This is a genomic window from Psychromarinibacter halotolerans, from assembly GCF_029168315.1.
In the GTDB taxonomy this organism is placed as follows: domain Bacteria; phylum Pseudomonadota; class Alphaproteobacteria; order Rhodobacterales; family Rhodobacteraceae; genus Psychromarinibacter; species Psychromarinibacter halotolerans.
In genome coordinates, this window is sequence record NZ_JARGYD010000001.1 from 360,476 (window position 1) to 373,517 (window position 13,042).

The 13,042-nt window shown below is 65.3% G+C and carries 13 protein-coding genes; 6 read left to right on the forward strand and 7 right to left on the reverse strand.

Features of this window, described 5'->3' with window-relative positions:
* Positions 1-55: 55 nt before the first annotated feature.
* Both P1K30_RS01660 and P1K30_RS01665 read right to left on the reverse strand, forming a co-directional pair.
* Positions 56-619, reverse strand: coding sequence for a peptidylprolyl isomerase (locus P1K30_RS01660; RefSeq protein ID WP_275630931.1), 564 nt, complete (start codon positions 617-619; stop codon positions 56-58).
* Positions 612-1,118 carry a peptidylprolyl isomerase gene (locus tag P1K30_RS01665; RefSeq protein ID WP_275630932.1) on the reverse strand — a complete coding sequence of 169 codons (507 nt, stop codon included), beginning with the start codon at positions 1,116-1,118 and terminating at the stop codon, positions 612-614. Before P1K30_RS01665 ends, P1K30_RS01660 begins: the two co-directional genes overlap by 8 nt.
* A 129-nt stretch (positions 1,119-1,247) precedes the next feature.
* Here P1K30_RS01665 and P1K30_RS01670 point away from each other — a divergent pair, with 129 nt between their 5' ends.
* The 4 genes from P1K30_RS01670 (at position 1,248) to P1K30_RS01685 (ending at position 6,445) form a co-directional block, all read left to right on the forward strand.
* Complete coding sequence (locus P1K30_RS01670; RefSeq protein WP_275630933.1) at positions 1,248-2,438, forward strand: phosphoglycerate kinase; 1,191 nt, start codon at positions 1,248-1,250, stop codon at positions 2,436-2,438.
* A 59-nt stretch (positions 2,439-2,497) separates the two neighbouring features.
* Positions 2,498-4,072, forward strand: coding sequence for an SEL1-like repeat protein (locus P1K30_RS01675; protein WP_275630934.1), 1,575 nt, complete (start codon positions 2,498-2,500; stop codon positions 4,070-4,072).
* 168 nt (positions 4,073-4,240) lie between these two features.
* Positions 4,241-5,170, forward strand: coding sequence for a class I fructose-bisphosphate aldolase (locus P1K30_RS01680; RefSeq protein WP_275630935.1), 930 nt, complete (start codon positions 4,241-4,243; stop codon positions 5,168-5,170).
* A 156-nt stretch (positions 5,171-5,326) separates the two neighbouring features.
* A complete protein-coding gene (locus tag P1K30_RS01685; protein ID WP_275630936.1) occupies positions 5,327-6,445 on the forward strand; it encodes a cobalamin-independent methionine synthase II family protein in 1,119 nt (372 codons plus the stop codon).
* A 36-nt stretch (positions 6,446-6,481) separates the two neighbouring features.
* Here P1K30_RS01685 and P1K30_RS01690 read toward each other — a convergent pair whose 3' ends face one another.
* Entirely contained in the window at positions 6,482-7,594 is a 1,113-nt protein-coding gene (locus tag P1K30_RS01690) for a GGDEF domain-containing protein (protein ID WP_275630937.1), read from the reverse strand.
* A gap of 67 nt (positions 7,595-7,661) precedes the next feature.
* A complete protein-coding gene (locus P1K30_RS01695; protein WP_275631552.1) occupies positions 7,662-8,093 on the reverse strand; it encodes a cupin domain-containing protein in 432 nt (143 codons plus the stop codon).
* Positions 8,094-8,218: 125 nt separating this feature from the next.
* Here P1K30_RS01695 and P1K30_RS01700 point away from each other — a divergent pair, with 125 nt between their 5' ends.
* A complete protein-coding gene (locus P1K30_RS01700) occupies positions 8,219-8,752 on the forward strand; it encodes a PRC-barrel domain-containing protein (protein WP_275630938.1) in 534 nt (177 codons plus the stop codon).
* A 105-nt stretch (positions 8,753-8,857) separates the two neighbouring features.
* Here P1K30_RS01700 and eno read toward each other — a convergent pair whose 3' ends face one another.
* The 3 genes from eno to P1K30_RS01715 all read right to left on the reverse strand — a co-directional run bounded on the left by eno (position 8,858) and on the right by P1K30_RS01715 (position 12,157).
* Positions 8,858-10,135, reverse strand: coding sequence for a phosphopyruvate hydratase (gene eno / locus P1K30_RS01705; protein WP_275630939.1), 1,278 nt, complete (start codon positions 10,133-10,135; stop codon positions 8,858-8,860).
* A gap of 219 nt (positions 10,136-10,354) precedes the next feature.
* Positions 10,355-11,761 carry a type I glutamate--ammonia ligase gene (glnA, locus tag P1K30_RS01710; protein WP_275630940.1) on the reverse strand — a complete coding sequence of 469 codons (1,407 nt, stop codon included), beginning with the start codon at positions 11,759-11,761 and terminating at the stop codon, positions 10,355-10,357.
* 57 nt (positions 11,762-11,818) lie between these two features.
* Positions 11,819-12,157, reverse strand: coding sequence for a P-II family nitrogen regulator (locus P1K30_RS01715; protein ID WP_275630941.1), 339 nt, complete (start codon positions 12,155-12,157; stop codon positions 11,819-11,821).
* Between the two features lie 178 nt (positions 12,158-12,335).
* Between P1K30_RS01715 and P1K30_RS23920 the strand changes: the two genes are divergently transcribed.
* Positions 12,336-13,034, forward strand: a complete 699-nt coding sequence (locus P1K30_RS23920; protein ID WP_338052340.1) for an NAD(P)H-hydrate epimerase — start codon at positions 12,336-12,338, stop codon at positions 13,032-13,034.
* Positions 13,035-13,042: the final 8 nt, after the last annotated feature.

Below are 13,042 nucleotides of genomic sequence, written 5' to 3' on the forward strand. Positions count from 1 at the left end.
CAGGATATGCAGGGGGGCGTCCGCCCAATCGCGGGACGGGGCGGACGCACAAGGATCAGTCGATCACTTCGACATTGGCCATCGCGTCGGGCTGGCCGATGACGGCGCCGTTCGGGCCGTCGCCGCGCTTGATCGCGTCCAGCACGTCAAGACCCTCGGTCACGCGACCGACCACGGTGTACTGGCCGTTCAGGTGCGCGGCGGGGGCGAACATGATGAAGAACTGCGAGTTGGCCGAGTTCGGGTCGGCGGTGCGGGCCATGCCTACGACGCCGCGCTCGAACGGTTCGTCCGAGAACTCGGCGGGCAGGTCGGGGCGGTCCGAGCCGCCGGTGCCCGCGCGGCGCATGTCGCCGCCTTCAAGCTTGCCGAACTGGCCGTCGCCGGTTTGGGCCATGAAGCCTTCGATCACGCGGTGGAACACCACGCCATCGTAAAAGCCTTCCTCGGCCAGCGCGGTGATCTGGGCGACATGCTCGGGGGCCACGTCTTCCAGCAGGTCGATCTCGATCACGCCGTTGGCTTCGCCTTCGACGGTGATCCGCAGGCCGGTCGCCGCCGCGGGCAGGGCGAAGGCGGGCGCGGCCAGAAGGCAGGTCGCAAGGAATAGCTTACGCATCGGCGGCCACCTTGACCGACAGCATCTTGTCGGGGCTCGCGGGGGGCTCGCCCCGGGTGATCGCGTCGACATGTTCCATCCCGGAGATGACGCGGCCGTACACGGTGTACTGCCGGTTCAAGAAGTGGTTGTCCGAGAAGTTGATGAAGAACTGCGAGTTGGCCGAGTTCGGGTTCTGCGAGCGGGCGGCGCCCAGCGTGCCGCGGTCGTGCGGGATGCCCGAGAACTCGGCGGGCAGGTTCGGCTTGTCCGATCCGCCGGTGCCGGCACGGCGCAAGTCGAAGTCGTTTTCGGTGTTGCCGTTGGCGACGTCGCCGGTCTGGGCCATGAAGCCGTCGATGACGCGGTGGAAGACCACGTTGTCATAGGCGCCTTCGCGGGCCAGTTCCTTCATGCGCTTGCAATGCTCGGGCGCGATGTCGTTCAGCAGTTCGATCACCACGTCACCACCCTTCAGGGTCATGATGATGGTGTTCTCGGGGTCCTTGATATCGGCCATGTCGGTCCTCTTTCACGATTTGCGCGCAAACTAGGCGCAACGCGCCCCGAGGAAAAGCGGGAATGGTCTTGTTTTCCGCCGCATCGCAGCGCACTACATCGCCAAGAGGACGGATCGAAGGAGAGCGCCATGAGCTGGAAAACCCTTGACGACATGGACCTTGACGGAAAGGTCGTCCTGACCCGCGTGGACATCAACGTCCCGATGGAAAACGGGAAAGTGACCGACACGACGCGCATCGACCGCATCGTGCCGACCGTCCGGGACATCCTCGACAAGGGCGGCAAGCCGGTGCTGATGGCCCACTTCGGCCGCCCGAAGGGCAAGGACGTCCCCGAAATGTCGCTGAAACAGGTCGTGCCCGCGCTGGAGGCCGCGCTGGGTGTGCCGGTCACGTTCGCCGAGAACTGCATCGGCGGTCCGGCGAAGATCGCGGTTTCGAAGATGGAAGCGGGGCAGGTCGTCCTTTTGGAGAACACCCGCTTTCATGAAGGCGAGGAAGCCAACGACGACATGTTCGCCGCCGCGCTTGCCGCACTGGGCGAAATCTATTGCAACGACGCGTTTTCGGCGGCGCACCGGGCCCATGCCTCGACCGAGGGGATCGCGCGCCTTCTGCCGTCCTGCGCCGGTCGCCTGATGCAGGCCGAGCTTGAGGCGCTGGAAGCCGCGCTTGGCGATCCGAAACGCCCGGTCGTCGCCGTGGTCGGGGGCGCCAAGGTGTCGACCAAGCTGGAATTGCTGAGCAACCTGATCGAAAAGGTCGACACGCTGGTGATCGGTGGCGGCATGGCCAACACCTTCCTTGCGGCGAAGGGCATCGACGTCGGCAAATCGCTGGCAGAGCACGAGATGACCGACACAGCGCTGGAAATCATCGAGAAGGCGAACAGCACGGGCTGCCACCTGCTGCTGCCGTCCGACGTCGTCGTCGCGCGCGAGTTCAAGGCGGGCGCCGAGAACGAGACGGTCTCTGCCGACGCCTGTCCGGCGGACGCGATGATCCTTGATGCGGGCCCCGCCACGGTGGTCGAGATCGGGTCGGTCTTCGAGGAATCCTCGACCCTGATCTGGAACGGCCCGCTGGGGGCTTTCGAGATCGCGCCGTTCGACACGGCGACGGTCGCGGCGGCGAAGAAAGCGGCCGAGCTGACGCAGGCGGGCGGTCTGGTTTCGGTCGCTGGCGGCGGCGACACGGTGGCCGCGCTGAACCACGCCGGGGCGGGTGAATCCTTCACCTATGTCTCCACTGCGGGCGGAGCGTTTCTGGAATGGATGGAGGGCAAGACTTTGCCCGGGGTTGCCGCCCTCGAGGGTTGATTTCCCGGCGCGGCTTCTGTCTGATCCGGCTCGACTGACTTTTGACGAGAGGATTTCAGATGCGTCGTCTGCTTGCCGCAACCGCGGCAGTTTCCGCCCTTATTCCAGCGGCATCCCATGCACAGGACAAGGTCACCCTTTGGGATGTCCTGTCCCTTGACCGGATCGCGCAGTCGGTCCTGCACAGCGGCATCCAGATGCTGCGCACGCAGATGGATCTTCAGTACGGCGATCTGGCCGTCGACCTGCGCCGCAGCCGGGTCACGATGACCGACGTCACCGCGTGGCCGTTCTTTGACTGGGACGAGTACGGGGAATGCGAGATTTCCATCGGCGCGCTGACCCTTGTCGGCACGCCGATCGACATTTCCGACCGGTTCAACGGCACCGCGCGGATCTCGGGGCTGACGGCGACCAAGGCCTGTTTCCCGACCGAGGCGCACATGGGCTTCGAGATGGCCGGGCTGGACACGCTGACGATCCCGCGCATGACCATCGACATGAACTATGGCATGCCGTCCTCGGACGCGCTGGTGCGCGTCTTTGCGGATGTCGACGGCGTCGCGACCTTCGATCTGAGCGGCGATTTCTCGTACTTCTGGTTCGATGGCCGCGAGGACATGGAAGAGCCGACCCCGGTCATGTTCCTCAGCAACGCGACCCTCGCCGTCGAGAACAAGGGCCTGTGGGAGACGCTGTCGAGCGTCCTGCCGCCGCCGCTGACGGGCGAGAACTCCGGCGAGGCGCTGCGCGACATGATCGTCGGCGGCCTGACGGGCGGCGCGCCCGAAGCTCCGTCGGCAGAGATGACCGCCTTCGCCGACAGCATCGTCGAGGTGTGGCCGCAGTTCGTGGCCAACCCGCAGCGGCTGGTGCTTGAGACTGGGTTCGACGGCGATGTCTACGTCGATATCGAGGCGCTTGACGACGACCCGGACGAGATCTTCGTGCTGCTTCAGCCGCAACTGGCGCTGGCACCGGCGCGTGTGTCCAGCGCGGTTCCGGTGGAGTTGCTAAGCCGCGCGACCGGCGATGACGCCGCCGACCTGACGGACGCGGAAAAGGCCACCGTGGGCGAAGCCCTTGTGACCGGCGTGGGTGCCCCGCGCAACGTGACCGCTGGCGTCGACCTGCTAGAGCCGCTGGCCGAAGCGGGCGATGCGGGCGTGGCGCTGCTGCTGGCGCAGGCTTTGGAAGTCCGCGATCCGGATGCGGCCTATGAATGGGCGCTGCGGGCCGGGGCCGGGGGCGAGCCCGGCGCGACCGCGATGCTCGACAAGCTGGAAAACACGCTGGACTTCGCGACCGTGCTGTCGCTGCAGGAGGACGTCTCGGGCGCCGAAAGCGGTCCCGCCGACGCCACCGGGTCGCTGGCCGCGCTGCGCGAGCAGGCGGCGATGCGGCTGTCCGGCAGCGGCGCGGCGCGGTCCTATGGGCTTGCGTCGATGTACGCGATGTTGGCCTCGGCCGCCGGGGACCCCGAAGCCGCCGACATGCTGGCGGAGATCGACGAACTCGTCCGCCTTGGCGGCGGGTCCGCGATGACGGCATGGTCCGAGACCGAGGCGCGCTATTCCGATCGCGCGATGCAGCTTTGGGTCGATCAGGATCTGCCGTCGCAGTTCGCGCAGTAGACAGGTTTCGCCGACAATCCCGCGTCCGGCGCCGGATCTCACCGCAGCGCCGGACGCGATTTTCAAAAAAATCCCGCATATGCGGGACGTTAGCGATACCAGCAATTCCCACTGTCCCGGACTTCCCTTAGACGGGTCAGGAACAGAGACAGCATGAGGAGCCCTGCTATGAAGGCCACCGGAACCGTCAAGAAGATCCTTGCCAACTACGAGGGTGAAAACCCCGGCGTCAAAGGCAAGCTGTGCCAGATGCTGATGCACGGCAAGCTGGCCGGCACCGGCAAGATGATCATCCTGCCCGTCGACCAAGGCTTCGAGCACGGCCCCGCCCGCAGCTTCGCGCCGAACCCCGAAGGATACGACCCGCACTATCACTACAAGCTGGCGATCGACGCCGGGCTGTCCGCCTACGCCGCCCCGCTTGGTCCGCTGGAGGCTGGTGCAGACACCTTCGCAGGGCAGATCCCGACGATCCTGAAAGTGAACTCGGCCAACTCGCTGATGTCCGGCACCTCGGGCAAGAACCAGGCCGTGACCGCGTCGGTCGACGACGCGCTGCGCCTTGGCTGCGCCGCCATCGGTTTCACCATCTACCCGGGTTCGGACATGGCGCTGGACATGTTCGAAGAGATCGTCGAGATGCGCAAGGAAGCCGCCGCCAAGGGCGTGGCGACCGTGATCTGGTCCTACCCGCGCGGTGAAGGCATCACCAAGGAAGGCGAGACCGCGATCGACGTTGGCGCCTACGCCGCCCACATGGCGGCGCTGCTGGGCGCGCACATCATCAAGATCAAGCTGTCCACCGACCACATCATGCAGCCCGAAGCGAAGAAGGTCTTCGACGAGGCCGGCATCGACATCTCGACCCAGGCCGCGCGCGTGAAGGAATGCGTGCGCTCGTCCTTCGACGGTCGCCGGATCATCGTGTTCTCGGGCGGTGCCTCGAAAGGTGCCGATGCGGTCTATGACGACGCCCGTGCGATCCGCGACGGCGGCGGCAACGGCTCGATCATCGGGCGCAACAGCTTCCAGCGGTCGCGTGAAGACGCGCTCGAGATGCTGGGCAAGCTGGTCGACATCTACAAGGGCAAGGACTGATCCCGCCTGCGGGTCCGCTTCGGACCCGCACCATAACGCGACCACCACGCGACGGGGCCCTTCGGGGCCCCGCTTGCGTTGGGGCGGTGTTGTCTTTCGCGCGCCGCGATGGTCTGTTGCGCTCAACCGAAATTTGACGCCAGACGGGAACACGCGATGACACTCGAAACCACCCATGTCGGAAGCCTTCCGCGCGGAGACGCCCTGTCGGCGCTTCTGATCGCCAAGGACAAGGGCGAGGCTTACGACGTCGCCGAGTTCGAAGCCGTCGTTCAGGCCGCCATCAACGAGGCGGTGCGCCATCAGGTCGACTCTGGCGTGTCCATCGTATCGGACGGGGAACTGGGCAAGGTCGGCTATTCCACCTACATGCAGGAACGCCTCAGCGGCTTCGGCGGCCATGTCGACCGCAAGCCCGCCAAGGACCTTGCCGGGCACCCGGGGCTGGCGAAGAAGCTGAGCGCGATCATGGGCAGCCAGGAATTCACCCGCGCCTCGTGCGTGGGCGAGGTGAAGCTGCTGGATCTTCAGCCCGCGCTGGACGACATCCGCCGCTTCAAGACCGCGCTGGAGGCGGAAGGCAAGGGCACGAAGGCCTTCATGAACGCCGCCTCGCCGGGGCTGATCACCGCCTTTCAGGTCAACCGCTACTACCCGGACCACGAAAGCTATCTTGCGGCGCTGGTCGCCGCGATGCGGCCCGAGTACGAGGCGATCCTCGACGCGGGCTTCGACATCCAGTTCGACTGTCCCGATCTCGCCATGTCGGCGCACACCGGCTATCAGGACATGTCGCAGGACGAGTTCGTGAAGGTCGCCGCGATGAACGTCGAGGCGCTGAACGCTGCGACCGAGGGTCTGCCCGCCGACCGGATGCGGATGCACCTGTGCTGGGGCAACTACGAGGGTCCGCACGACCACGACATCCCGCTGGAAAAGGTGATCGACGTGGTGCTGTCGGCGCGGCCCAGCACGATCCTGTTCGAAAGCGCGAACCCCTGCCACGAACACGAATGGACCGTCTGGCGCGATGCCGACATCCCGGACGACAAGATCCTTGCGCCGGGGGTGATCGACACCTGCTCGAACTACGTCGAACATCCGCAGCTGATCGCGCAGCGGCTTGGACGCTTCACCGACATCGTCGGCAAGGACCGGGTCGTCGCCAGCACCGACTGCGGCTTCGGCACCTTCGCGGGCTACGGCAAGATCGACCCCGAGGTGACGTGGAAGAAGTTGCGCAACCTGCGCGCGGGCGCCGACCTCGCGGCCTGATCCCGCACTTGCGCAATTGGCACGGGCGGACGGACGTCAGGCGTCTTGCGACCTGATGGGGCCCTCAAGGCCGGTCCGCCCAAGCCCATCTCCTTGCTGCGCCGCTTCGTCCTTCGCCGCGTACATCGCCACATCTGCCAGCCGCAGCAGCTCGTCCGGCGGGACCGGGGCGCCGGGCGCGCTGATCGCCCAGCCCACGCTTAGCCCCACGCGCCCGCCGGTACAGCGCGGCACCTCGGCCAGCACCCGGTCCCGGAACGCGGCCGCCCCGGCCTCGGACGTGTCTGGCAGCAGCAGGCAGAACTCGTCACCGCCATAGCGGAACACCATGTCCGAGGTGCGGGACAGCCGTTGCAGCATCTGCGCCACCTGCTTCAGGATGCGGTCGCCCGCGGCATGTCCTTCGGTGTCGTTCAGCGCCTTGAACCGGTTCAGATCCGCGAACATCAGGCACAGCGCGCCATCCCGCCGCGCGGCGGCGGCGCATTCGCGGTCCAGCGCCTCGGAAAAGGCGCGGCGGTTGTACAGGCCGGTCAGCGCGTCGATCCGGCTTGTCGCTTCCAGCCACGCGGTCCGTTCGCGCACGACCTCTTCCAAATGGCGCGACGAGGCCACGAGTTCCTCTTGCAGCGCCGCGATCTGGCCGTGGAGGCCGTGCACGTAGGTGTCGAAGGTCAGTTCCATGTCCAGAAGCAGCAGGCGGCGCAGGGCAGGGGGCGGATAGTCGGACCCCGTCCGGCGCTTCAGGTACAGGCCCAGCACCTGAAACAACTGGAACACCGATGAAATATAGTACTTCACCGGGATGCCGATCCGCCCGTGCACACGCCCCACACGCAGCCGACGTTCGGCATAGGCGACGTCATAGTCGCCGCAGAACAGGTCCAGCACGTAGGCCCGCATCGCCGTCTTCAACCGCAGCAGCGTGTCGCGGTCCCCGATCAGCGCGCGGATGGCCGGTTCCGCCAGTTGGCGGCGATAGAATTCCTCGATGATGTCGTCGATCGCCAGTTCGACCGTGGGCCGAAGCTGGGCAAGCTCTGCCTCCTCCTCGGCGTGAAGGCCAAGCAGCAGCTTGCGTTTGCGAAGCTCCGCCGCCGTAAGGCCCAGCTTTTCCGCGAGCCCCACTGCGGGATCGTTGATCGGCATTTGCTGGCACCCACGTCCGCCCCACGTCCGTCCGGACCAGTAGATACCGGCGTGCCTTGCGGAAATGTTAACGCGGGCCGGGTATGTCGAAGCCCTCGGGTGCAAGCTCGAACCCTTCGAACCGGAACGCGGGCGATACGGTGCAGCCCACCAGCGCCCAGCCATCCGGCGCATGGGCGGCCTGCCAGTGGTGTTCGGGGACGATCACCTGCGGCGCCTCTCCGGCGGCAAGGTTCGGACCAAGCCGGTGCGCCACCGCCGGCCCCGCATCATCGGCGGCAAGGCGCAGCGTCAGGGGCGTGCCGGCGTAGAAGTGCCAGATCTCGGTGGCGTCCACTCGGTGCCAGTGACTGCGTTCGCCCTGCTTGAGCAGGAAGTGGATGCAGGTGCCCGCCGGGCGTTCGCCCGCCGTCGCGTCCGCGATCCACGTCTGCCGGAACCAGCCGCCCTCGGGGTGCGGCTCCAGCCCCAGCCGTTCGATGATCTCGTCCGCCGTCATCTGCATCGCGTGCCTCCGCTGCCTATTGTCCAAGGGGTAGCGGGATGGCGCAATCGCCACAAGCGGCGGAACATCCCGGCCCTTGCGGGCGTTCTTTCCATGACTGACAATTTCGCGAGGATACCATGTATCGCAGCACGACCTTTTTCGCCGCAGCCTGTCTGGCCGTAACGCCGGCGCTGGCACAGGAAACCGCCGACCCCGAGGCACCGATGCCGGTGGTCGAGGACAGCAGCCAAGGCGAAACGGCCTCTGACACCGCGCCTGCGCCCGAGCCCGCGAGCGAACCGGCAGGCATGATGCACAACGCCCCGCTGATCGCCGCCGACGCGCTGGATGACGCGGTGATCTATTCGCTGGGCGAAACCTACGACCAGACGATCTGGGACAGCGGCGACCCGTTCGGCCCCATCGCGACGGGCTGGAACGAGATCGGCGAAGTCGAGGACGTGGTGCTGGACAGCGAAGCCAAGGTCGTCGGCGTGACGGTCGACGTGGGCGGCTTCCTTGGCATCGGCGAAACCACGGTCCTGCTGCCGACCGACGACCTGCGCCTTGTGCAGACGCCCGAGGACAGCGGCTTTTACATCGTCACCCGCATGAGCCGCGAGCAGATCGAAGACGCGGAAGAGATCGAGAACCTGCTGGGCGACGACTGACGCCGTCTTTGGTCTTCAAATATCCCGGGGGGGTGCGGGGGGACCGCGTCCCCCCGCGTTGATCGGATCGCCGCAGGCGGTCCGATTTTTCGTATCAAGCCCGACTTATTTCTTGAGAATCGAGCGACCGGCATAGATCGCCGTCTCGCCCAGCATTTCCTCGATACGAATCAGTTGGTTGTACTTCGCCAGCCGGTCCGACCGCGCCAGCGACCCCGTTTTGATCTGACCGCAGTTCGTCGCCACGGCGAGGTCGGCGATGGTCGCATCCTCGGTCTCGCCCGAACGGTGCGACATCACGTTGGTGTAGCCCGCGCGGTGCGCCATATCGACCGCCTTCAGCGTTTCCGACAGCGACCCGATCTGGTTCACCTTGACCAGCATCGAGTTCGCGCAGCCGCGCTTGATGCCGTCGGACAGCCGCACCGGGTTGGTCACGAACAGGTCGTCGCCCACCAGCTGCACCTTGTCGCCGATCGCGTCGGTCAGCGCCTTCCAGCCGTCCCAGTCATCCTCGGCCATGCCGTCCTCGATCGAGATGATCGGGTAGTCGGTGACCAGACCCTGAAGGTAGGCGACCGTCTCGTCGGACGACAGGATCTTGCCTTCGCCCTTCATGTTGTACTTCTCGCCGTCGTAATACTCGGTCGAGGCGGCATCGAGCGCGAGGAAGATGTCCTCGCCGGGGGTGTAGCCGGCTTTCTCGATCGACTTCAGGATGAAGTCCAGCGCGTCGCGGGTCGAACCCAGTTCCGGGGCAAAGCCGCCCTCATCGCCAAGGCCGGTGGACATGCCGGCAGCGGACAGTTCCTTTTTCAGCGTGTGGAACACCTCGGACCCCATGCGCACGGCTTCGCGGATGTTCTCCGCCGCGACGGGCATGATCATGAATTCCTGGATGTCGATCGGGTTGTCGGCGTGCTCGCCGCCGTTGATGATGTTCATCATCGGAACCGGCAGCACGCGGGCCGAGGTGCCGCCCACGTAGCGGAACAGCGGCTGGGCGCAGGCGTCGGCGGCGGCCTTCGCGGTGGCCAGCGACACGCCGAGGATGGCGTTGGCGCCAAGGCGGCCCTTGTTCGAGGTGCCGTCAAGTTCGATCATCGCGGCGTCGATGGCTTCCTGCTCGGTCGCATCGAAGCCCACGAGGTTCTCGGCGATCTCGCCGTTCACCGCCGCCACGGCTTCCAGCACACCCTTGCCCATGTAGCGCGACTTGTCGCCGTCGCGCCGTTCCACGGCCTCGTGGGCGCCGGTCGACGCGCCCGAAGGGACGGCCGCGCGGCCCATCGTGCCGTCTTCGAGGATCACGTCGACCTCGACGGTCGGGTTGCCCCGGCTGTCCAGGATCTCGCGGGCGTGGATGTCGATGATGGTGCTCATGAAGCTCTCCGGCACGAAATTTGAGTCGTTCGAGCTATAGCAAACCGGGGCGCGGGGGGTAACGGTGGTTTCCGTTGCGGCGGCCCTGTGGCGGAAAAGACGGCCGCACCGGGATCAGATCGCGCCAGATCGGGCCAGATCGGGCCAGACCGGGGACATACGGCACGAAAAAGGGGCGCCCGGCGGGCGCCCCTTTCGAAATGTCGGTACTCTGCTGGATTAGCAGGAGTAGTACATCTTGAACTCGACCGGGTGCGGCGTGTGTTCGAAGGCGTAGATCTCTTCCCACTTGAGGTCCATGTAGCCCTCGATCTGGCTCTGGGTGAACACGTCACCGGCCAGCAGGAAGTCGCAGTCCTTCTCCAGCTCGTCCATTGCTTCGCGAAGCGAGGCGCAGACGGTCGGGATACCGGCCAGCTCTTCCGGCGGCAGGTCGTACAGGTCTTTGTCCATCGCCGCGCCGGGATCGATCTTGTTCTTGATGCCGTCGAGGCCAGCCATCAGCAGGGCCGAGAAGCACAGGTAGGGGTTCGACGACGGGTCGGGGAAGCGGGCTTCCACACGCTTGGCCTTCGGCGATTCCGCCCACGGGATCCGGACGCAGCCCGAACGGTTGCGGGCCGAGTAGGCGCGCAGAACGGGGGCTTCGAAGCCCGGGATCAGGCGCTTGTACGAGTTGGTCGACGGGTTGGTGAAGGCGTTCAGGGCCTTGGCGTGCTTCAGGATGCCGCCGATGTACCACAGGGCCTCGTCGCTGAGGTCGGCGTACTTGTCACCGGCGAACAGCGGCTTGCCGTCTTTCCAGATCGACATGTTGACGTGCATCCCGGTGCCGTTGTCGCCGGCGATCGGCTTCGGCATGAAGGTTGCCGATTTGCCGTAGGCGGCGGCGACCTGGTGGATGACGTACTTGTACTTCTGCAGTTCGTCGGCCTGCTTGGTCAGGCTGTCGAAGATCAGGCCAAGCTCGTGCTGGCACGACGCCACTTCGTGGTGGTGCTTGTCGACCTTCATGCCCATGCGCTTCATGGTCGACAGCATTTCGCCGCGGATGTCCTGCGCGTCGTCGATCGGCGGAACCGGGAAGTAGCCGCCCTTGACGCCGGGACGGTGGCCCATGTTGCCCATCTCGTAGTCGGTGTCGGTGTTCCAAGCGGCGTCGAGCGCGTCGACTTCGTAGGACACCTTGTTCATCGTCATCGAGTATTTGACGTTGTCGAACAGGAAGAATTCAGCTTCCGGGCCCATGAAGGCCGCGTCGCCGATGCCCGAGGACTTCAGGTAGGCCTCGGCCTTTTCGGCGGTGCCGCGCGGATCGCGGTCGTAGGCTTCCATCGTGTCCGGCTCGACGACCGAGCAATGGATCGCCATCGTCTTCTCGGCGTAGAACGGATCCATGTAGGTCGAGGCCGCGTCGGGCATCAGTTTCATGTCGGACTGGTCGATCGACTTCCAGCCGGCGATGGACGAACCGTCGAACATGAAGCCTTCTTCCAGGAAGTCTTCGTCGACCTGGTCGGCCATGACGGTCACGTGTTGCAGCTTGCCGCGCGGATCGGTGAAGCGGATGTCGACGTATTCGACCTCTTCATCCTTGATCGTCTTGATAACGTCAGCGTTGCTCATTGTTTTTCCCTTGTCGTGGAACGGTATTCGGTTGTCTGAGATGTGTTGGGACGCGTCTTAAAGCGCGTCTTCCCCGGATTCGCCGGTCCGGATCCGGATCGCCTGTTCGATCGAAGAGACGAAGATCTTGCCATCACCGATCTTGTCGGTCTTGGCGGCGCCGATGATCGCTTCGATCGCGGCATCCACCTGGTCAGAGGCCAGAACGACCTCGATCTTCACCTTCGGCAGAAAGTCGACGACATATTCCGCACCACGGTAGAGCTCGGTATGCCCTTTCTGGCGACCGAACCCTTTGACCTCGATCACGGAAAGACCTTGCACTCCGATTTCCTGCAGGGCCTCCTTTACCTCATCAAGCTTGAATGGCTTGATGATCGCCTCGATCTTCTTCATGTGGTGCGACTCCCTAGATACCCTGCGGTCTGTGGTTCAAGATCATTTCTGTGGGACCCTCACAATTCGCGAGCGTGACAGCTTCGCCCGGCACGCAACGAAATTAAGGGTCGTGATTAAAATTTAGTCAATATGGTCATATTGGCGTCGGAAAAAGAAAGCAAGGAGGCGTCAAAAGATGGTCGAAACGATCACACCGATGCAAATGCGTGAACTTGAGGCAGATGCGATCTCCTCGGGGTTGACGACGGGACGCGATCTGATGGAGCGCGCGGGTGCCGGGGTGGTCGACGCGATCCTTGCGAAGTGGCCGACGAAGGCCGATGCGCCCCGACGGGCGGTGGTTCTATGCGGGCCGGGAAACAACGGCGGCGATGGATTCGTAGTGGCGCGGCTGCTGCTGGAAAAGGGCTGGTCCGTGGTGGTCGGATTCTACGGCGATGCGGCGAAGCTGCCGCCGGACGCGCGCGAAAATCACGACCGGTGGGCCAAGCTTGGGCCGGTCGTGCCCTTCCCGCCGCAAGACACCTACGAGCCGTTCCTCGCCGGTTTCGAACCCGGCGCGCTGCTGATCGACGCGCTGTTCGGGATCGGCCTGACGCGCCCGATCGCGGTCGACCTGTCCACCGCCGTGCTGGGCCTTGCGATCAACAACTTCGCCAACGACTGGAACATCGTCGCGGTCGACGTGCCCTCGGGGCTGGATGCCGAGACCGGCACGCTGCTGTGCGGCCCGCCGCCCCATCCCGGCGTCGCCACGGCGGCGGACCTGACTGTCACCTTTCATGCCCCCAAGACCGGCCACATGCAGAACGAGGGGCCGGCGGTCTGCGGCGAATTGGTTGTCGCGGACATAGGGCTAGGTCCCGCCGCCTGACCGATCCA